This window comes from Paenibacillus sp. FSL P4-0081 (assembly GCF_000758565.1).
Lineage (GTDB): Bacteria > Bacillota > Bacilli > Paenibacillales > Paenibacillaceae > Paenibacillus_AQ > Paenibacillus_AQ phytohabitans.
Genome location: NZ_CP009280.1, coordinates 950,843 through 971,056, shown reverse-complemented (window position 1 = coordinate 971,056; position 20,214 = coordinate 950,843). Strand labels below are relative to the sequence as shown.

Here is a 20,214-nt window from a genome sequence, read left to right as displayed (position 1 = left end):
AAACTGCGCATTTTCGACCATTTATCTATTTTAATATTATAGAGGAGCCCCCGGATATGCCCAGAAAAAAGAAACCCGTCATCGAGTACCGCCACTACAGCCTGCCGATCCATTTCCCAGTGCTGCTGTTAAGCGGGGAACGCTGGAAGATCTCCGATATCAAGAGCGAGCACCTCCATTTCCATAACCACCTGGAGATTGGGATTTGTTATTCGGATAGCGGCATCATGGAGATCAAAGGCGAGTCTGTACCTTTTACAGCCGGTGATGTGACCTTCCTCCCCCGGTACCTTCCGCATACGACGTATAGTTCTCCGGGTGAGGCCAGTCTGTGGTCTTATCTCTTTTTCTCGCCGGAGGACCTCTTTCAGCATTCCTTCAAGAGCGCCTATAGCAACTTCGAGCCCAATTTGTGGGCGGTGCTGGGGAAGAACTGTATCCTGAATAAGGATAAGCACCCCATGGTGTATAGTCTGGCCACGTCGATCGTGGAGGAATTGCAGCAGCAGAAGCCTTATTATCAGGAGAGCGCCTATGGCTTATTGCTGTCCCTGTATATCGAGCTGCTCCGAATCCATTCCACGAATGAGGCGCTGACCGATCAGGAAGCAGGGCATAATCTGAAGGGCGACTTCGTCATCTCCCCGGCACTGGAGTATATCACCAGAAACTATATGCTGCCGATGACCATCGACTTCCTGGCCGACCTCTGCCACCTGAGCACCACCCACTTCCGCCGCAAATTCCATGAAATGATGGGCACCGCCCCTCTCGATTTCCTGAGCAGTACCCGGATCGAAGAGGCTTGTAAGCAGCTGAAGAGCACCGAGGATTCTATTCTTGAGATTTCTGAGAAGGTGGGGTTTCATTCCATCTCCAGCTTCAACCGCTGCTTCTCTAAGCTAATGGGCACGTCACCCAAGGAATGGCGTAAGAGTGCCCAGTCCGAGACACAGTCGGCGAAGGCAAGTATTCTGGAATTTACGGGGTGGGTATGAGAATGAATAATAAGGGTGAAAAGTCTGTCCTTGCAGACAAGATTCACGAACTGAACAAGCAGGTGCTGGCAAAAGAAGAGGAGCTTGCCGTCCTAAAAAAGACCCGCGTATATCTTCCGCAATCTAAAGCACAATGATTTCAGTTCATCGAAGACCATAGCTCCGAATTTACGGTAGAGAGGCTGTGCAGCATTCTTGAAGTATCGCGGAGCGGATTTTACAAATGGAGAAGCACCGAAGTCAGCCCTCAGGCGAAGCGCAAAGCCTTACTTCTAAAGCGGGTCGCTTACCTCTTTGAGGCTAACCACGGCCAGTACGGCAGTCCAAGAATCACCCTCCTCTTAAGGGAAGAGGGCTATATTATTAGCGAACGGACAGTAGGAAAGTACATGCGGGAACTTGGTTTACGTGCGTCTTACAACAAGCAGGTGGATAAACTCGCAGAGGATCACTCCTGAATGCCCCATACCGAATCAAGCAGCTCATCCACTGACCAGCAGATTAGGCCCAACATACTGGTTCGCCTTCATTTCATCCCTTAACTGAACATCTGTATAGAAGAACTCCCCTACACTGCGCATAGTGGTTACCCCCGAATACAGTGCGGTCAGAGCATTCCGCTTCATTCTTTTCTTCAGTACACTCCGGCCAAGCTTCGTTTCAGAATATGATGATAGGCAAAATGCAGCAGCCCTTCGCTGACGGGCAACGTGAACGGCTTACCATCTGCAAACAGATGGACATGCGCATGATCAGCCCGGCATCAGATATTTCCCCGCTACATCAATCGATTGATAACATTAGTAATTGGATAAACGTATCTTAATTTGGACGTTATTATCCAACTGTTGCCCGTAAGGGAGCCGTCCCGTTATGAAATTTAGTGAACAATCAGGACGGGGCAATTTGATAACTGTGAAACTTTGTGACTGACACTACCTAACATCATTTCTTTAATACCGCTTAGCCCCCGACTTCCAATAATAATTAGTTGCTGTTTGGTGTTTTTTGCATAATTTAATATTTCATGCGCTGGGTCTCCCTTAAGATGAATCGTTTCTGCAAAGATCCCTTCAGCCGCTAATTTGAATCGGGCTTGTTGAAGCTGTTCTAAACTCATCTTTTCCATCTCATTTAACATTTCTTCCAAGTAGCTCTCTGGTATATATGGCATTCCGCTGTTTACATATGCATGGCTGACATTCACCAAAGTTACCTGAGTATTTTTGTTTTGTGCAATTTCAACGGTTGCTTCAAGGATTTTGTTAGTTATTTCAGATTTATCGATGGCCACGAAAATTTTCTCGAACATTATTAAATCAATCCTTTCCTTCGTATGTCTTAATTGATTCGGCATTTTTTCTCTGCGGATGTCATCCTCATGATGAAGAACGGTATGATTATTGAATAAGGAACCCATGAAGAGGTTCCTTTCCGGCGACACCTTCTATGCGGATTTTTGTATAACAGCCTCTTCTGTTAAAAGGAAGTTAGAATACTTGTACAACCTCTTTAATCTCATCGATTTCCTCAAGAATTGCGCGCTCAATAGCAGCCTTTAACGTAATCGTAGCACTTGGGCAACCGTTGCAAGCTCCCAAAAATCTTAATTTGGCTATACCGTTCTCCACCTCGACGAGTTCAGCATCTCCGCCGTCACGCAGTAAGAAAGGACGTAGTTTGAGAAGCACTTCCGATACTTCATCGAATAAAATTCCATTCTCCTCCATAATTCCAGCTCCTATCATTGTTTTACCAACAGTCAATTCTCTTTTTCAACCTAGATAGTCTGAGTGATCCTTTGCTTTTTGCCTAAGAATGGCCTCTTGATCCGAAAGTTCCCTTATAAGCGTATAAACAGAGTCTAAAGGTATCAACGCACCACAGCTTGCGCTCAATCCTGACAGCATATTGTAGTAGAACTGAAGTTTCCGTATCTCCCGGGTAAGTTGAGCTAGTTCTGAATTGTCCGAATTCTTTTTCTTCATTACCAACACCTCGTACTTCCTTTATGAATCAACCGATGCTTCCTTCCATCTCAAATTGAATCAGCCGATTCATTTCAACGGCATATTCCATCGGCAATTCTTTGGTAAACGGCTCAATGAAGCCCATTACAATCATTTGTGTGGCCTCTTGTTCTGTAAGTCCGCGGCTCATTAAGTAAAACAATTGCTCCTCGGACACTTTGGATACTGTTGCCTCGTGCTCCAAAGTAATCTGATCATTTTTAATTTCATTGTACGGAATCGTATCTGATGATGACAGATTGTCCAAAATCAACGTATCACACTTAATATTAGACTTGGAGCCTGCAGAATCGCGGCTGAAGCTGGACAATCCCCGGTAGTTTACTTTGCCGCCCTGCTTGCTGATGGATTTGGATATAATCGTAGATGTTGTCTCGGGAGCAAGGTGAATTACCTTCGCGCCGGCATCTTGATGCTGATCTTTACCGGCTACGGCAATAGACAGGATGGACCCCCTAGCTCCCCTTCCTTTCAATATTACAGCCGGATACTTCATGGTTACCCTGGAGCCAATGTTGCCGTCCACCCATTCCATTGTGGCATTTTCCTCTGCCACAGCCCTTTGGGTTACCAAGTTGTAGATATTAGGAGCCCAATTCTGGATTGTCGTGTAACGGACACGGGAATCTTTCCGGCAAATAATTTCAATAACTCCGCTGTGCAGAGAACTGGTACTATAAATAGGCGCTGTGCATCCTTCCACATAGTGGACAAAGCTGCCCTCTTCGGCAATAATTAATGTCCGCTCGAATTGTCCCATATTTTCAGAATTAATCCGGAAGTACCCTTGGATCGGCACCTCACACTGAACACCTCTCGGGATGTATACAAAGCTGCCACCTGACCAAACCGCGCTGTTAAGCGCAGCAAATTTATTGTCGGCGGGAGGGATGATCGTTCCGAAATACTGCTTGAACACTTCAGGATATTGCTTTAAAGCAGTATCCGTATCAAGGAAAACAACACCTTGATCCTCCAGTTCCTTCCGCATACTGTGATAGACTACTTCCGACTCGTATTGAGCGGATACACCTGCCAGAAACTTTTGCTCCGCTTCAGGAATCCCCAGCTTGTCAAAGGTTGCTTTAATCTCGGAGGGAACCTCCTCCCAGGTCTTTCCCTGTTTTTCCGATGGCCGAACGTAATATTGGATGTTATCAAGATTTAGCCCGGACAAATCCGCTCCCCACTCAGGCATCGGCATTTTGTAGAATTGCTTCAAGGCTTTCAGCCGAAAATCGAGCATCCACTCCGGCTCTTCCTTAATTCGGGAAATTTCCCGGACAATCTCTTCAGTCAGACCTTTTCCAGATTGAAAAATAGACTGGTGCTCATCGCGAAACCCGTATTTATATTCACCCATATCCGGCGCTTTTTTAGCCATTAGTGTCGCTCCTTTTAACCTTCATAAGAATCACTTTGATTGGCTCTGATTGGCTCTGATTGGCTCTGATTCCCTATGATCTGCCAAGCTTTTTCTCCACTACATCCTGCAGGCGGCTACGCACTCCCTCCAGCGGGATCTCCGAAATGACAGGAGCGAGGAATCCGAAAATAACAAGATATTCGGCTTCACTCCGTGAGATCCCGCGCGACATCAGATAATAGATTTGTTCCGCATTTACTTGCCCCACGGATGCAGCATGACCGGCGGTTACATCATCCTCATCTATCAGCAGGATCGGATTGGCATCGCCGCGCGCATTTGGACTTAACATCAGTACACGTTCTGTTTGCTGACCATCACAATGGGTTGCACCTTTTTCGATTTTTGTAATCCCGTTGATAATGGCTGTAGCTTCTTCACGCATTACTGCGCGTGTGATCATTTGGCTCACCGAGCTTCTGCCAAAATGCTGGGCTTGCGTAGTAAAACTCAATTTCTGGTCCCCAGAGCCTATCGCAATCACCTTAGCGTCAGAGATGGACCCGTTGCCTTGGAGTAATGTCTTGGTATCACTGGCGGTATAGCCATTATTCATCTCGCCGACAATCCATTCTACACCGCCATCCGCAAGCACAACCGCAAGCCGCTGGGTGAAATCCGTTGTTGCTGCAGCAAGCTGATGAACAGAAGCGACCTGCACCTTGGAGCCTGCCCCTGCAAACACCTCTACCACACCGTTATGCAAAACCTTGATATCATCTCTGCTCGATATATAATGATCCACATAGCTGATCTTGCTGTTATTACCAGTCACAATCAAGATATGAGGAGCAAAACGAACCCCGCTCGTATCGCTATAAAAGATCGCTTGAATGGGAACTTCAATCTCTATACCGTCTGGGACATATAGAAAAACGCCACCACTCCATAAGGCACTGTGCACAGCTGACAATCTGTGTTCTTCCGGCTTCACTGCCTGAAAGAGATAACGTTGAACCAACTGCTCATACTCTTTTGCCGCAGTATGCAGGTCCGTTAAGATTACTCCCTGGGCGGCTAAGTTCTCGGACAATTTCGTATATACTACATCCGAATTGAACTGAACGATTAGTCCGCCTGTCACTGGAGAAGCAACCAAACCTCGAACAATCTCCGGCGCATCTTCCAAACCTGACCACGCATTCTCAGCTTTGTAGTCTCCACTCTCGTAGATATCCCATTTTTCGAGTTTGATTTTCTCCACGCTTGGCAGCTCCAGTGTCCCTGCCAGCTCAAGTGCCCGAATCCGGCGTTCAAGCAGCCAACGAGGTTCATCCTTAGCGCTTGACCATGCGCGTAATTCATCCACATTCATTGAATTTCTGGCTTGTATAGCCATTTGCTATTCCTCCTCTCCGGCTCTTAAACTTCCCCGCCTACCGCCTTATCCGTAATCCCAAGCTCCTCCTTCACCCAATCGTACCCTTCTGCCTCTAAACGGTGGGCAAGCTCCGGACCGCCAGATTTAACTATCCGGCCTTGCATCATGACATGTACAAAATCCGGGGTAATATAATTCAACAGCCGTTGATAATGGGTGATGATTAAAAAGCCTCTATCCGCGCAGCGCATCTCATTTACACCATTGGCCACAATACGCAGTGCATCAATATCAAGCCCGGAGTCCACTTCATCCAGGATCACAAACTTGGGTTCAAGCAGCATCATTTGCAAAATCTCATTCCGCTTTTTTTCACCGCCGGAGAAACCCTCATTCAAATAACGATGCGCAAATTCCAGGTTCATCTCCAGCCCCTTCATTTTGCTCTCCATTTCACGGATGAAACGGATTAAGGATATTTCTTCTCCTTCTTCACGCCGTGAATTGATGGCACTTCTGAGAAAATCCGAATTGGTTACGCCGGCAATTTCACTTGGGTACTGCATAGCGAGGAACAAGCCTGCACGGGCACGCTCATCCACCTCCATCTCCAGAAGATCTTCATTGTCTAGTGTCACCTTGCCGCCAGTAACCTCATATTTGGGATGGCCCATTAAAGCTGAAGCCAACGTACTTTTCCCCGTCCCGTTAGGCCCCATAATCGCATGAATCTCTCCGCCCTGAAGCTCCAGTGAGAGCCCTTTTAAAATTTCTTTCCCTTCAATCTTGGATCTTAATTCCTCAATCCTTAATGTCGTCATTTATCGTAAACTTCCCTTCGGAGTATTCTTCGGCACGCGCCACCAAATCGCTCATAAATTTTCCAATAGTCTGCAGTTCAGCCTCTGTATAGGATTCAATGAATTGGTAAAACCTTTCTTCTTTTTCTTTGTGCAGCTCTTTATGCAAATCATAAACGTGTCTTCCCTTATCCGTTAAACTAAAGTAAATCTCCTTACGATTGTTGTTCAGCTGACTTCTCATAATGAAGCCCATTTCCAGCAGCTTTGAACAAATTTTATTAATGCCAGCTTTGGACAACCCCATTTTCTCCACAATCCCGGTATGATTTATCGGTTCATAATCACCAATGCAATCAATAACGTGTACACTAGTAATATTGTTGGAGAGCATGTCAATCTGGTACTTTCTGGCCTGTTCCCGAAACGAATTAAATTCTTGTTCTGTATACAACTCATTCAGATGCAGCATTCTAATATATTGCTCGTAAAGGTGACCTTTAAAATTATTTTGAAACTCCAATTTCGCTATCTCCCCTCTCTTGTAGTAGTTGCAGACCAAGTTCAGTGTCAGCAATAGACTTTTTTATTTTTGTTCTCTAGTGAACAAAATTATATTAACATAATTGATATTGATAATCAATATCAATTAGCATTAGGAAGCCAAACGAATGCCCGGATCGACATTTCTGGAAATTGTATAATTTTCTATACAATAAAGAAGCGAATTCAGCACAGTGTCTGAATTCGCTTCTCCTATAATTAACTTAATTAATCAATCAAATCCGACTTCTGCAGTAGCCGCTGAATCAGTACTGCCACTTCCGCGCGGGTAACATTAGCCTTTGCCTCCAGCTTGCTGTCTCCACGGCCGGTGATTAAGCCAGCCTTAGCAGCAAGCGCCAGGCTATCCCCGGCCCAGGCAGCTATGCTGCCTGCATCTGTAAAGGCTGCAAGTACACTTGCTGTATCCACTGTGCCAGTCTGGTCTGCCAGGCCTGTCAGCTTCATCGCTTTGGCGATAATGTTCATGGCCTGTTCACGTGTGATTCGGGCTTCGGGACGGAAGGTTCCGTCCTCGAAGCCGGTGATCAGCCCGTATTCGGATGCTGTTTCCACCGCTGCTGCATACCAGCTATCCGCTGCAACATCTGCAAACGCCGATGTTCCTTCCCCAGGCTTCAATCCCAGGCCGCGTACGATAATCGCTGCGAACTCTGCACGGGTGATGTCTGCGTTCGGGTTGAAGGTCGTTTCGTTCACACCGTTAATGACCAGACGCGATCCCATATCGTTCACTGCGTTCTTCGCCCAGTGATTGTCCACATCTGCAAAAGTCAGCGGATGCCAGACCACCGCATACGAGCTGTTCGTCAAGCTCTTGATATCTGCGTAATATCTGCCGTCATTCCGGACGAGTCTGGTCGGCACATGGCGCACTGTACCATCCGGATCTACGACGATGCCCGTCGTAATCCGGTTAGGGTCAATACCATCCGGAAGAGCTACTGTCCGCTCCACGTAAGCATTGAACCGGCTCACTTCCACTGTCAATGTACCGTAAGTTGCGGTAACGGTGAAATCTATTGGCGGTGCAACAAGGGTAAAGCCCCCTCTGCCTGCAGCAGCTGTCACTACCTGGTTCATGGATGCCGGGGTTTCGCCAATCGTAATCCTCAGCGTAATGTCCTCCAGCTTAATCCCGTTTCCGAGTCTCTCGGCCAACGCACCGATGTTGATCTCGGAGGCCGGCAAAGTATAAGTCCCTTTGGTTGTCTGAAGCACCAGGGTAGCCGATACATTCTCCATGTTCTTGATCATCTGGCCGTTCAACTCCGCGATGATGATATTGGAATCCAGCATCATCGGAATTGTAACTACAGCGCCATTCCCTTCCGCATCCAGCTTCGCTTGAAGCTTCGCCGGATCAACAGCGATAGTAGTTATCTTCAAGTTTCCGGAGGTCGTTGTTGTGGCTTTGCCCGCGTTCTCTTCCTTGCCGTTAACAAGGACGATCACATCGGTAACATTGCTTGCCGCGTTACCGGTACTGGTTCCGCTGCCCGGATTGCTTCCGGTTCCCGGACTGACGGGATCGGGATCTGGTGTTACGGTATTAGCCGCCACAACAACCGCTGTTGCGCTGCCGTACTTCACTACCTTGCCGTCAGCATCCACTTCTGCTATTCCAATCCTATCGCCGTTAGCTGCAGGAATTAGACCATCGATTCCTACAAGGGTGTATCCCGTCAGGGTTTCCCCCGCATTAGGTGCAACAACGCTGCCAGTGCCAAAATTCTTGTACAGCAGCTTATGTCCTGCAGTTGGCTCCGGTGTAACACTGATCTGCGTATATCCGTTATTCCCTGCACCACTTGGATCGCTGGCGCTCACCGACAAGCCCCCCGCAGGGATAAGCTCATTAGTTGTAAAGGCCAGTGTAGTTGCCGGCCCTGCCGGAACCGATCCGCTGGCCGCAACCCTCACCTTAACGGTGTGTTCACCGCTCAAGTCCGGCAGGTTGGTTCCGTCGTAGCGTACGAAAGTTCCATCGTCCACTGAGAATTCCATGCTGGTGTCCAGACCAACAATCGTATTGTTCTGGTCATCCGCTGCCACTTCAGGTGCAGCCGGGATGACTGCATCCGAATCATGAACGGTAACCTGAGCAATATTAGAAGCGAATGCTGTTGACGTGGCCTTCTCCCGTACATAATACGTGTCCGGTGCAAGGCCAGTAATGATTGTGTCTGTAACTTCTGACCAAAGACCTGTACTGCCAATCTTGTACTCCATTTGTACTGTCAGATTCTGCAGGGTACCGTCATTCGCCCCGTTGTACGTCACATCTGTAACAGTAACACCAACCGGAGCTGCCGGACGGGCTGGAAGACTCACAGTCTGCGACGCACTGTCTATAGTCGTCGAACCGTTACCCTTCTTCACAATGTTCAGTGACGTTCCCAGCCAGCTGCTATCTATAGCCAGCTTACCATCCGCTGCCGCTGTTACTGGTGTACCGTTCACTGTGTATGACGCGTCCGGTGTCAGACCTGTCAGCTGCTCAGCCGCATAGTCAATGTCCGCTGCCGGAGTCGCTTCCGGCGTTGCCGTGAACGACAATACTGTCAGTTGCACAGAAGCCGAAGTGAATGCCGATGCTGTAGCTTTCGTCCGGACGTAATACGTGTCCGGCACAAGCGCTGTTACAGTTGTGCCCGCTACATCGGTCCACTCACCTGCTGTCCCCTTTTTGTACTCCATCACTGTGGTTACGCCAGTCAATGTGCCATCTTCGGCATCTATTGCTGTCTCATCCGTCGCCGCCACACCAGTAGGTGCTGCCGGACGACTAGGAATACTCAACGTCTGCGCCGCACTGTCTAAAGTCGTCGAACCGTTACCTTTCATCACAATGTTCAGTGACGTTCCCAGCCAGCTGCTATCTATAGCCAGCCTACCATCTGCGGCCGCCGTTACTGTCAGTGTACCGTTTATTGTGTACGACCGGTTTGGCGTCAGTCCCGTCAGCTGCTCAGCCGCATAGTCAATTTCTGCGGCCGGGGTCGATTCCGATGTTGGCACAAAAACATTCACTGTCACGCTTTGTGCTTCCGACACAAATGCTGTCGATGTCGCCTTCGTCCGTACGTAATACGTGTCCGGTGCAAGTCCTGTCACGGTTACGCCCGTTATACCAAGCCACGTCCCCGCGATATCTCTTTTGTACTCCATCGCCGTGGTTATGCCAGTCAATGTGCCATTTTCAGCACCTATTGCTGTCTCATCCGTCGCCGCCACACCAGTAGGTGCTGCCGGACGACTAGGAATACTCAACGTCTGCGCCGCACTATCTATAGTCGTCGAACCGTTGCCTTTCTTCACAATGCTCAGTGACGTGCCCAGCCAGCTGCTATCTATAGCCAGTTTACCATCTGCGGTCGCCGTTACTGCCAGCGTACCGTTTATCGTATACGAACCGCTTGCCGCCAGTCCCGTCAGCTGCTCAGCCGCATAGTCAATTTCTGCTGCCGGGGTCGATTCCGATGTTGGCACAAAAACATTCACTGTCACGCTTTGTGCTTCCGACACAAATGCTGTCGATGTCGCCTTCGTCCGTACGTAATACGTGTCCGGTGCAAGTCCTGTCACGGTTACGCCCGTTATACCAAGCCACGTCCCCGCGATATCTCTTTTGTACTCCATCGCCGTGGTTACGCCAGTCAATGTGCCATTTTCAGCACCTATTGCTGTCTCATCCGTCGCCGCCACACCAGTAGGTGCTGCCGGACGACTAGGAATACTCACCGTCTGCGCCACGCTATCTATAGTCGTCGAACCGTTGCCTTTCTTCACAATGCTCAGTGACGTGCCCAGCCAGCTGCTATCTATAGCCAGCTTACCATCTGCGGCCGCCGTTACCACCTGCGTACCGTTTATCGTGTACGAACCGCTTGCCGTCAGTCCCGTCAGCTGCTCAGCCGCATAGTCAATCTCTGCGGCCGGAATTGCTTCCGATGTTGGCACAAACGCAGCCACCGTCACGCTCTGTGCTTCCGATACAAATCCTGTCGATGTCGCCTTCGTCCGGACGTAATACGTATCCGGTGCAAGTTCTGTCACGGTTACGCCTGTAACATCTCCCCAGTTACCCACGATGCCCTTCTTGTACTCCATCGCCGGGGTTACGCCAGTCAATGTGCCATCTTCGGCACCTATTGCTGTCTCATCCGTCGCCGCCAAACCAGTAGGTGCCGCCGGACGAACAGGGATGCTCACCGTCTGCACCACGCTATCTATAGTCGTCGAACCGTTGCCTTTCTTCACAATGCTCAGTGACGTGCCCAGCCAGCTACTATCTATAGCCAGCTTACCAGCTGCAGTCGCCGTTACTGCCAGTGTACCGTTTATCGTGTACGACCCGCTTGTCGCCAGTCCCGTCAGCTGCTCAGCCGCATAGTCAATCTCTGCGGCCGGAATTGCTTCCGATGTTGGCACAAACGCCACAACCGTTACACTCTGTACTTCTGAGGCAAACGCCATCGAAGTCGCCTTCGTCCGGACGTAATACGTATCCGGCGAAAGCCCTGTCACGCTTGCGCCCGTTATACCAAGCCACGTCCCCGCGATATCTCTTTTGTACTCCATCGCCGGGGTTACGCCAGTCAATGTGCCATTTTCAGCACCTATTGCTGTCTCATCCGTCGCCGCCACACCAGTAGGTGCCGCCGGACGAACAGGGATGCTCACCGTCTGCACCACGCTATCTATAGTCGTCGAACCGTTGCCTTTCTTCACAATGCTCAGTGACGTGCCCAGCCAGCTACTATCTATAGCCAGCTTACCATCTGCTGTCGCCGTTACTGCCAGTGTACCGTTTATCGTGTACGACCCGCTTGTCGCCAGTCCCGTCAGCTGCTCAGCCGCATAGTCAATTTCTGCTGCCGGGGTTGCTTCCGGCAATGCCGTGAACAGCGATACAGCTACCGTCATCGGCGAACCGCTGATCTTGTACCCGCTTGGCGAATTTACCGCTACCGATACGTCACCTTCAGTTATCACCGAAGTAAGACCGATGCTCCATTCTGTCCCTGACCCGCTCAAAGCTCCTTTTACAGCAGAACCAGCGCCATCTGTAATTGTAATATCGCCTGCCGTCAGCCCGGCAATCGCAGTATCGAAGGTCAGATCAATTTTCGTCGATGTTGTTGTTCCGGCTACGCCGTCAGCTACCGCTGACAGCAGCACAACCGGAGTTGAAGTCTCTGTATCAAACAGCTTCCCCTTTATTCTATAGTGACTCGCATCCGTATTATCTGTTTTGATGAGAACAACCTTATCGCCGAAGGCGGGATACAAAGCGAATTTCGGATAATATTCTACAGCGAACATCCAGCTGTCTTCATCATATCCCTGAAATACCACCGGAGCGGAATCTACAGGCTGATCTGAGGTTAAGACCAGGTTGCCTTCATAATCATAGTAGTTCAGGTAAGCATACTGAGTTCCTGACCACTCTGTACCGTAGTTGTATGCATCGTTGATGGCTTCATTAGAGGTGGGATCAGTGCTTACTGTTACAAAACCCGGCAGTGCACCGTTCTTATAGATTGCAGCCGAAGCTTCCCCCAGGGAACCGCTTATCGTAAATCTGCCTTGGCTATTCCCCTCGTTATCATATAAGGAGACCGTAGAGCTATCATTAACCCAGTAATATTGGCTGAGCATGAAATTCCCGTTATTTAGCGTAGACAGATACAGCTGTCTCTCATTCGTTCTTGCTCCTACATCAATTGTTCTTAAGAGTGTTCCGCTGTTGCTGAATAGCTTCAGATAAATATTATCGTTCGAGGGCCCCGAATTGTAAGCAACCATATATACACCATCTCCGGCGGATACATAAGACATGCTCGCATTAGCATCTACCAGAAGTGTTTCACTTGTAACAGGCGAACCCGCAGCGGTGAACACACGGGTAACTGTGCTCTTATTGTCGTTTCTTTGCCAGGAGAAGGCGATGTTACCATCGGACAATTCTGCTATCGATACATTACGTGTAAGCTGCGGCGGAAGACTTCCATCACTAAATGTATTAATCTGAGTCTGGGCGGTTACTTTGTGCCCCTCTTTGTTAAGTACCATGAAATAGGTGTTAGGAGTGCTCTCCTTCACTGTCCCCAATTGCAGATTATGGTCATTAGAGTCGCTTTTATTGTAAGTAATTAATAGATTACCGTTATTTAGCGCAAGCATACTCACATAAGTCATTTTGTAATAAGTGTCCATTAAACTGCTCAGATCCACATCCGTGATCAGCGTTCCCGCACTATCAAAAACCCTCAAAAAATTAGATGAAACAAAAACATTACCTTCATAGACAAATGAATTCAGCAACACTGCCGTACTTCCGTCCTGAAGACCTTGGGCAGTGGAAATATTTTTGCCCGCATTGTATGTTGCCGGAGGCTCGATAACAAAGTCCTTTGTTTCCGTGAATGAAGGCATCGCCGCGTATGCGCGGAGTGACATCAGGGGCAGCAGCCCAATGACCAGCACCAGAGCCAGTCCTATTTTGCCTACCTTGCCTATCTTTTTCAACATTTCGTTCCTCCTTGTCGAATGAGTATCTTTTATAAATTGATAACGTTTCCGTATGAGCGCACAACAAAAACTCTTAGTCTACTTTATCGACATTTCGCATGAATAAGTTTAATTTTCGACAAACAATCGTAGTAATTAGCCTGATTCACATGACTTTTATTATTGCTTAATAACAAAAAGACCCAAGCATCCATGCCCAGGCCCTATGTCTATATCTATTCCGGGGTAACCCTATCATCGGATTCCGCATTTACTTTTGGTTCCTCTTTTTGGCATCTGCAAGTATTTATTGCTATAGTAGAATGGTGCCTGGCATGTGATCAATCAGAGGTTCATCATAATTAACTATGGATGGGGAGGGATTCCTTTGCAAGAGTTGTTTAAGACGATCATCAAGCAAGACGTGAAACCTTTTTTCTCCGCACAGGGCTATCGTACAAAAGATCTGAATTTCTACAAAACAGAAGGCCAACTCAGCTATAAAATCAATATCCAGAAATACAAGTACAATACACACAAGCAACTCAGCTTCTATGTGAATTACAGTCTTCATTCCGAAGAGCTTGCGCAATATAGGCCTGCTTCGTCTCTGGGCTTGCCTCACTTCTATGTCCGGATCAGGAACATCGTCCCCGCCGCCCCGGAACGCTACTTCCTGACGCCGGAGGTAGATGTGGACAAGTTCACGGCAGACCTGCTGCTCCATTTGGATCAGGGTCTTCAATTCTTGTACACCTTAACCGATGCCAGGGCCATTATTGAATACTATATGCAGCGGACAGCACTGCATTTAAGTGAGGAGACCTTCGGGTTCCTGCTGGATACAGGGGATACAGAGACTGCGGAGCAATACCTGAAGCAGCTCCAAGCGAAATACGGCGCCGAGAAGCGCTGGGCGATCTTGGAGAAGAAGTATGCAGCGGTTTGGGCGAAATACGGGCTGAAGCTTTAGCGTTAGCACATTGGGTTCGGTTTTTCGCATACATTCGGCCCGTGCGCACTCGCACCAACCCTACACAAATAAAAGGGCTTCCCGCTCTCGTAAGGAGACGTCGGGATAGCCCTTGCAATATACATCTATCTGTACAGGTCAGGATAGATTCTCCGACATCAGTGTAAACCCTTCAATTACAGCATCCTCATCAATCTCAATCAGGATACAGCGTTTCCCCTGATAATTTACCTGTCTCACATACTTCAGATCCTGCGGGCTGACCGTAATAGAAGCTACCTTTGTATCGATCTTGATCGATTTGGATGTGAATTTCGGGATCACGCTGCTTGCTTTCATCTCATAATTCTTATCGTCGACGATGGTTTCGAACGCGCGCTCTACCTTCTCCATCGTGACTTCCTCTACGCCGCTTGCCTTCAGCACACGCTCTACATCCCGGTAATCGAGCTTCGGCGGCTCTTCCTCATCCTCATGGTCCTCGATGACCTGATGAATACTTTCGTATACCTGCGCAATGGTCGCCACATCGAGTTGTTCGCCCGTTATTTCCTTTACGATATCCTCGAAGATGGATCTCTCTTCCATGGCTGTCACGGACCGCTCCGCATTCAGCACCTGTTCGATGAAATGCGGGTTCGGATTATTCGAGCTCCCTGTGCAATACAGGATACGATTAATATCCGAATAGTTGTCCGTCACACTCGGGTAGAAGAACCCTTGCTCCGGCGTGCTAAGCTTGATGATCGGATCAACCATCACATTGTATTTGAATTCCCGCTCCACATAATCGAACAGAAGGGTTTTGCGCTGCTGCTCCGTGGAGTTCACACTGCATAGGATGAACGGATGTGAGAACATCTCATCCTTACCTGTCTCTTCGGCTTCGTCATTCCGGGCCTTGGTCGGCCGAAAGTATTGTCCGCGGACAAACGTAATTACCGCATCCTTCTCATACTTGACGTCCACCAGCATTTTATCCACCAGCATCAGCATCAGGTCCTGCCATTCTTCCGGATCGCCCGTCACCAGCCCCTGGTGAAGCATGACCTGCGACGGCTCCTCCGCTTCTTCAAGGAACTTCAGCTCGAACAGTTTATGATCCAGCTCGCCGGTCAGCAGTTTCCGGAAATTCGCCATATACAGCTCCTGCTTCTCCCGGTCCAGCATGGCGAACGGCTGGCGTTCACAATGATAGATTTCATTGGTTTCCTTCATAATATACACGTTCAGAATATCGAACAGATGCAGCTGATCGTGGTCCATCTTAAATTGCTTACGTATATGTGCAGCTTCTTTTTTTATCATGTTCTGGGCACAGCTCCTATGAAATAAATTGGTTTAATCAGTATAAACGATATAAAAACCCTTCGCCAGAAGGGTTTTTATATCGTTTATTTTATACTAATTTTCGCCAGGCATAAGACCTCATTTTAACCCTTCACACCACCGACAACCATACCTTTGACAAAGTACTTTTGCAGGAAGGGATACACGATAATAATAGGCACACTGGCGACAATAGTCATCGTTGCACGTATAGAAGTCGGTGTCACGGCACCCTTGTTGCCTTGTGCGTTAGCAAAGGCATCGGCTGCCGAGCTTGCAGAGGAGGTGTTTGTGGTGGACAGCATTTTCATCAGTTCATACTGCAGGGTACTCAGACCTGGCTTGGAAGAGTTATACAGGAATACGTCGAACCAGGAATTCCACTGATAGACTGCCACAAACAATGAGACTGTAGCAAGGGCCGGAACGGTCAACGGGAGTACAATGCGCGCGAACGTAATGAAGTCTCCGGCGCCGTCAATTTTGGCCGATTCCATTAGCCCTTCAGGCAATGCTTCGATGAAGGAGCGGATGACAATCATATTGAAAACGCCGATGATGCCCGGGATGATATAAACCCAGAAGGTGTTAAGCATGTCCAGCTCTTTGATCAGCAGGTAGCCCGGAATCAGACCGCCGCTGAAATACATAGTGAAAATAAAAGTGACGGACACAAACTTCTTCAGCTTATATTCCGGGCGGCTTACCGTATAGGCCAGCATCGCTGTACAGAATACGGAGACCACAGTCCCCACAATGGTCCGTGCCGCAGAGATAAACGTTGCATAGAAGATATTGGATCCGCTAAACACATAGTCAAAGTTTCGCAGCGTCCATTCCCGCGGCCAAATGTAAATATCCCCCCGGACGGAATCATTCGCATCATTAAACGATAAAGCGAACATATTCAAGAACGGATAGAGGGTGACAATAACCAATAGAATCATGAAGATAATATTGCATATATCAAAGATCCGGTCACTTAATGAAGAATTGCGGAATGATTTGGATTGAGCCATAACATGTGCCCTCCTTTCTAGTACAATCTGCTTTCGCCCATACGTTTGGCGATATTATTGGCTGAGATTAAGAAGATAAAGCTGACCAGCGTCTTGAATATACCTGCTGCGGTGGCAAGCCCGAAGTTGTTCATCTGCATCCCGTATTTCAGTACGAAGATATCCAGATTCTCCGAGAAGTCCAAATTCATACCGTTGCCCAGCAGGTACTGTGCCTCGAACCCGGACTCCAGAATATGGCCCAGATTCATAATAAGTATCAGCACAATAACCGGTTTGATGCCTGGAAGCGTAATGTAGAACATTCTTTGCAGACGGGAGGCCCCGTCAATCTCGGCCGCTTCATATTGTGACGGGTCGATAGAGGTGATGGCCGCCAGATAAATGATAGTGTTCCAGCCGACATTCTTCCAGACCTCTGTTGCTCCGAGAATTCCCCAGAAGTATTTGCCGACGCCAAGCCACAGAACCGGATGATCAATGAGCTGCATCTTGAGCAGGAGCACATTGATGATCCCTTCCGGTGCCAGTGCCGTTTGCACGATATTGGACGCAACAACCCAAGAGATGAAGTAAGGCAAGTAACTGATCGTCTGCACCGTGCGCTTGAAGAAGATATTACGCAGCTCATTCAGCAGAAGAGCCAGTACAATAGCCGTTACAAAACCCAGTACCAGGTTAATGGAACTCATAACAAGTGTATTACGCAGTACGCGATAGAACTGTTGCTCCTGGAACAGGAACTTGAAATTGTCCAATCCGACCCACTTCTGGTCGAACAGATCCTTGGCCGGTTTGAATTTCTGAAAAGCAATGGTCCATCCCCATAGCGGGAGGTATTTAAATACAAACACCCAGACTAGAAAGGGCAAAGACATCAGCATAAGCATTTTCTGTTTAGATAGCTCTTTAAAAAAGGTTGTGAAGCGCGAAGTGCCGGTATTATTCGATTTTGCCAACTGCACAGCGGTTTTCCCCACCTGTACCGTCCCCTTTCCTAGCTCCATATTCTCTCTTTCGTAACAAGGATAGAAGGAAAAAGTGAAGGCTGGCTTCACTTTTCCCGGTTCATCATGCTTATGGAGAAGCGGTCAGCTTACCATTTGCCGTCGATGCGGTCCTTCACCTTGTTCGTCATAAATTCCTCGTAGCCTTTAATGTCCAATTTATTGTATTCTGCAAGGTATTCATTCCAGACCGCTTCGAAGCCTCCTGGTGCGGCAAGCACCATACGAGGATAATATTTCTGCTGCAAATCGCCGGATCTCTGGCTGAAGAGCTGCTCAGGGGAGCCCGGTTCTTTCTCAATACTCCAAGCAGGGTACCATGGACGTTCCACTGGTTTGGCGTAGAGGTCGGAGAAGGTCTTCAGGTTATAGGCCTTCAGCAAGGCTTTGTCGCCTTCTGTATAGTTGATGGCTGCAACTTCCGGCTGGTTGAACGGAACATGGGCGTTGCCGTCCTCATACACAGAGTTATCACCATAACGCGGCCATTCGTAGTCGAAATAAGCAAAGCCGTACTTGTGCTTGAAATCATTGTCGTTGCGGTTCTTAAGCTGTTCTTCGGTCATTACCATACGGCCTTCGGCATTCTTGGAGTAAGTAACGCCTTCTTCACCCCACTGCACGAGCTTCTGATTCTCGTCGGTCAGCAGGTTATCCCAATATTTAATGATGCGTACCGGATCTTTTGCGCTGACCGAGATACCCAGTCCGCGGTTGTTAACGAAGGATGGAGGATCAACGTAAGCATCTTTAATTCCTTCTTCATATACGATTGGAAGGGCTACATAACGCAGATCGTCATTACCGGCAGTTCTCAGGTTGGTAATGGCATCATTAATCTGAAAGGAATAGTTGACATATCCCAGTACACGGCCGGAGGTCAGCTTGGCCAGATACTGGTCTTTGTTCGCGGTGAACGTCTCCGGGTCAACCAGGCCTTTGCCGTTCATTTCGTTCAATTTGGCCAGCCAGCGCTTCTCATTGTCGGTTCCCTGATACAGCTTGGCTTCATGGGTCTCCATGTCGACCATGACACCGCCCTCATTCGGGTAACCGGCCAGATGCATCGGCTGATTCGTAATGGTGTAGAATTCACCGGCTGTACCGGCGAAGGTTACGAAGCCGATGGTATCTTTACCATCAACCTTAGGATACTTGGCCTGGTATTTCTCAATCAGATCAAAGTACTGGTCAAGCGTTTTCACTTGCGGGTAACCAAATTCCTTGAGGACGCGTCTTTGCATCCAGAAGGTGCCGCTTGGGTCCGGCGGGGATAAGTATCCGTTTACATTTGCAGTGTAGGGAAGGATGTAGATGTTGCCATCCTCATTCGTAATTTTGTTCATGTAGTCGCCGTAGACGCGCTTGATGTTGGGGCCGTACTTTTCAATCAGGTCATTAAGCGGAATCAGTGCACCGGCATCCAGGAACTTGGCCAGCTCGCCGACCGGAGAGATGACATCAGGATAATCGCCGCCGGCAATCATAACACCGGACTTGGTGCTTGCATCCCCAACCACGTTTTCTATCTTCCAGTCCACACCCGTCTGCTCCTGAAGCTTCTTGCCGATGGTGGTTTCACTGCCCATGATATCTGGTTGTGACCCGAACCCGAAGTAAGTGAAGGTAACCGGCTCGGTGCTGACCTCGCTGTTCTTTCCGCCGGACTCACTGTTCTTTCCCCCTGAATTGCCATTCGAGCAGCCGACAATGAGGAGTGCCGAAGCCATGACAACAGCCAGGCCGGTTTGCAACCATTTCTTTGTACGCATTTCATATCCCCTTTCTTTTCTTTGTGCTTGAGAACACCCTCATTATAAAAGAAAGCGCTTAACATTGTTACAGGGCAAACCTTAGATCGGTCTTTGAATAATTAAGAAACAAGCTTTATTTATTATTGAGCGGCAGCCTGAGCATGATGCGTGTTCCCGCTCCAGACTCGCTGGTAATGGTGAAGGAGAAGGATTCGCCGTAGTATATTCTCAGCCGTGTAATGACATTTTTCATGCCGATCGAATCGCCCATGGCAGACTCCGCCTCAAAGTAATGATGAAGCTCCCTGATCTTCTCCTGATCCATCCCCTTGCCATTATCCATAATGACGAAGACGATTTGTCCGTTCTCCTGCGCGATCTGAATATTGATATACCCGATGCCTGCTATATTTTCGATGCCATGAATGCTTGCGTTCTCCACAAACGGAAGAAAAGCCATCTTCGGTATTTCGATGT

17 protein-coding genes are annotated in these 20,214 nt (G+C 48.4%); 4 read left to right on the top strand and 13 right to left on the bottom strand.

The genetic code is table 11. The annotated features are described in order from the left end of the window. Positions 1-56: 56 nt before the first annotated feature. From P40081_RS04235 to P40081_RS39990, 3 genes are read left to right on the top strand one after another with little or no spacing between them, the layout of a single operon-like run. A complete protein-coding gene (locus tag P40081_RS04235) occupies positions 57-998 on the top strand; it encodes a helix-turn-helix domain-containing protein (RefSeq protein WP_039292517.1) in 942 nt (313 codons plus the stop codon). Positions 999-1,000: 2 nt separating this feature from the next. Next, the gene (locus P40081_RS39705) at positions 1,001-1,135 is read left to right on the top strand and encodes a hypothetical protein (protein ID WP_269323227.1); all 135 of its coding nucleotides are present in this window, start codon (positions 1,001-1,003) and stop codon (positions 1,133-1,135) included. A gap of 9 nt (positions 1,136-1,144) precedes the next feature. Further along, positions 1,145-1,456 (top strand): IS3 family transposase, encoded by a 312-nt coding sequence (locus tag P40081_RS39990; protein ID WP_081970402.1) that lies wholly within the window; start codon positions 1,145-1,147, stop codon positions 1,454-1,456. A gap of 24 nt (positions 1,457-1,480) precedes the next feature. Here the strand turns inward: P40081_RS39990 and P40081_RS39205 are convergent, their stop codons facing one another. From P40081_RS39205 to P40081_RS36170, 8 genes are all read right to left on the bottom strand, one after another. Further along, the gene (locus tag P40081_RS39205) at positions 1,481-1,624 is read right to left on the bottom strand and encodes a hypothetical protein (protein ID WP_231575282.1); all 144 of its coding nucleotides are present in this window, start codon (positions 1,622-1,624) and stop codon (positions 1,481-1,483) included. A 254-nt stretch (positions 1,625-1,878) separates the two neighbouring features. Next, positions 1,879-2,418 (bottom strand): universal stress protein, encoded by a 540-nt coding sequence (locus P40081_RS04230; RefSeq protein ID WP_231575281.1) that lies wholly within the window; start codon positions 2,416-2,418, stop codon positions 1,879-1,881. 70 nt (positions 2,419-2,488) lie between these two features. After that, on the bottom strand, positions 2,489-2,728 hold the full coding sequence (locus tag P40081_RS04225) for a NifU family protein (RefSeq protein WP_042133566.1): 240 nt from the start codon (positions 2,726-2,728) through the stop codon (positions 2,489-2,491). A 286-nt stretch (positions 2,729-3,014) separates the two neighbouring features. After that, positions 3,015-4,412 carry a Fe-S cluster assembly protein SufB gene (gene sufB, locus P40081_RS04215; RefSeq protein WP_042133564.1) on the bottom strand — a complete coding sequence of 466 codons (1,398 nt, stop codon included), beginning with the start codon at positions 4,410-4,412 and terminating at the stop codon, positions 3,015-3,017. A 73-nt stretch (positions 4,413-4,485) separates the two neighbouring features. Continuing rightward, a complete protein-coding gene (gene sufD / locus P40081_RS04210) occupies positions 4,486-5,793 on the bottom strand; it encodes a Fe-S cluster assembly protein SufD (protein ID WP_042133562.1) in 1,308 nt (435 codons plus the stop codon). Positions 5,794-5,816: 23 nt separating this feature from the next. After that, positions 5,817-6,596 carry a Fe-S cluster assembly ATPase SufC gene (gene sufC / locus P40081_RS04205; protein WP_042133559.1) on the bottom strand — a complete coding sequence of 260 codons (780 nt, stop codon included), beginning with the start codon at positions 6,594-6,596 and terminating at the stop codon, positions 5,817-5,819. After that, positions 6,577-7,098, bottom strand: coding sequence for a MarR family transcriptional regulator (locus P40081_RS04200; protein WP_042133557.1), 522 nt, complete (start codon positions 7,096-7,098; stop codon positions 6,577-6,579). Before P40081_RS04200 ends, sufC begins: the two co-directional genes overlap by 20 nt. Before the next feature lie 248 nt (positions 7,099-7,346). Next, positions 7,347-13,676 (bottom strand): S-layer homology domain-containing protein, encoded by a 6,330-nt coding sequence (locus P40081_RS36170; protein ID WP_052421664.1) that lies wholly within the window; start codon positions 13,674-13,676, stop codon positions 7,347-7,349. Between the two features lie 367 nt (positions 13,677-14,043). Here P40081_RS36170 and P40081_RS04190 point away from each other — a divergent pair, with 367 nt between their 5' ends. Further along, the gene (locus tag P40081_RS04190) at positions 14,044-14,628 is read left to right on the top strand and encodes a DUF4304 domain-containing protein (RefSeq protein ID WP_042133555.1); all 585 of its coding nucleotides are present in this window, start codon (positions 14,044-14,046) and stop codon (positions 14,626-14,628) included. A 138-nt stretch (positions 14,629-14,766) separates the two neighbouring features. Here P40081_RS04190 and P40081_RS04185 read toward each other — a convergent pair whose 3' ends face one another. The 5 genes from P40081_RS04185 to P40081_RS39200 form a co-directional block, all read right to left on the bottom strand. Further along, a complete protein-coding gene (locus P40081_RS04185; RefSeq protein WP_042133552.1) occupies positions 14,767-15,936 on the bottom strand; it encodes a DUF4317 domain-containing protein in 1,170 nt (389 codons plus the stop codon). 125 nt (positions 15,937-16,061) lie between these two features. Then, positions 16,062-16,976, bottom strand: a complete 915-nt coding sequence (locus tag P40081_RS04180) for a carbohydrate ABC transporter permease (RefSeq protein ID WP_042133550.1) — start codon at positions 16,974-16,976, stop codon at positions 16,062-16,064. Positions 16,977-16,993: 17 nt separating this feature from the next. Further along, a complete protein-coding gene (locus P40081_RS04175) occupies positions 16,994-17,956 on the bottom strand; it encodes an ABC transporter permease (RefSeq protein WP_231575280.1) in 963 nt (320 codons plus the stop codon). Between the two features lie 116 nt (positions 17,957-18,072). Then, a complete protein-coding gene (locus P40081_RS04170; protein WP_042133548.1) occupies positions 18,073-19,755 on the bottom strand; it encodes an ABC transporter substrate-binding protein in 1,683 nt (560 codons plus the stop codon). Positions 19,756-19,870: 115 nt separating this feature from the next. Beyond that, positions 19,871-20,197 carry a sensor histidine kinase gene (locus P40081_RS39200; protein WP_231575395.1) on the bottom strand — a complete coding sequence of 109 codons (327 nt, stop codon included), beginning with the start codon at positions 20,195-20,197 and terminating at the stop codon, positions 19,871-19,873. Positions 20,198-20,214 lie beyond the last annotated feature (17 nt).

Bases quoted from the DNA above. Each gene is read 5' to 3' on its own strand.
- P40081_RS39205 (WP_231575282.1), bottom strand. From the start codon at position 1,624: ATGAAGCGGAATGCTCTGACCGCACTGTATTCGGGGGTAACCACTATG.
- P40081_RS04185 (WP_042133552.1), bottom strand. From the start codon at position 15,936: ATGATAAAAAAAGAAGCTGCACATATACGTAAGCAATTTAAGATGGAC.
- sufD (WP_042133562.1), bottom strand. From the start codon at position 5,793: ATGGCTATACAAGCCAGAAATTCAATGAATGTGGATGAATTACGCGCA.
- P40081_RS39705 (WP_269323227.1), top strand. From the start codon at position 1,001: ATGAATAATAAGGGTGAAAAGTCTGTCCTTGCAGACAAGATTCACGAA.
- P40081_RS04235 (WP_039292517.1), top strand. From the start codon at position 57: ATGCCCAGAAAAAAGAAACCCGTCATCGAGTACCGCCACTACAGCCTG.
- P40081_RS04230 (WP_231575281.1), bottom strand. From the start codon at position 2,418: ATGGGTTCCTTATTCAATAATCATACCGTTCTTCATCATGAGGATGAC.
- P40081_RS36170 (WP_052421664.1), bottom strand. From the start codon at position 13,676: ATGTTGAAAAAGATAGGCAAGGTAGGCAAAATAGGACTGGCTCTGGTG.
- P40081_RS04180 (WP_042133550.1), bottom strand. From the start codon at position 16,976: ATGGCTCAATCCAAATCATTCCGCAATTCTTCATTAAGTGACCGGATC.
- sufB (WP_042133564.1), bottom strand. From the start codon at position 4,412: ATGGCTAAAAAAGCGCCGGATATGGGTGAATATAAATACGGGTTTCGC.
- P40081_RS39200 (WP_231575395.1), bottom strand. From the start codon at position 20,197: ATGGCTTTTCTTCCGTTTGTGGAGAACGCAAGCATTCATGGCATCGAA.
- sufC (WP_042133559.1), bottom strand. From the start codon at position 6,596: ATGACGACATTAAGGATTGAGGAATTAAGATCCAAGATTGAAGGGAAA.
- P40081_RS04170 (WP_042133548.1), bottom strand. From the start codon at position 19,755: ATGCGTACAAAGAAATGGTTGCAAACCGGCCTGGCTGTTGTCATGGCT.
- P40081_RS04225 (WP_042133566.1), bottom strand. From the start codon at position 2,728: ATGGAGGAGAATGGAATTTTATTCGATGAAGTATCGGAAGTGCTTCTC.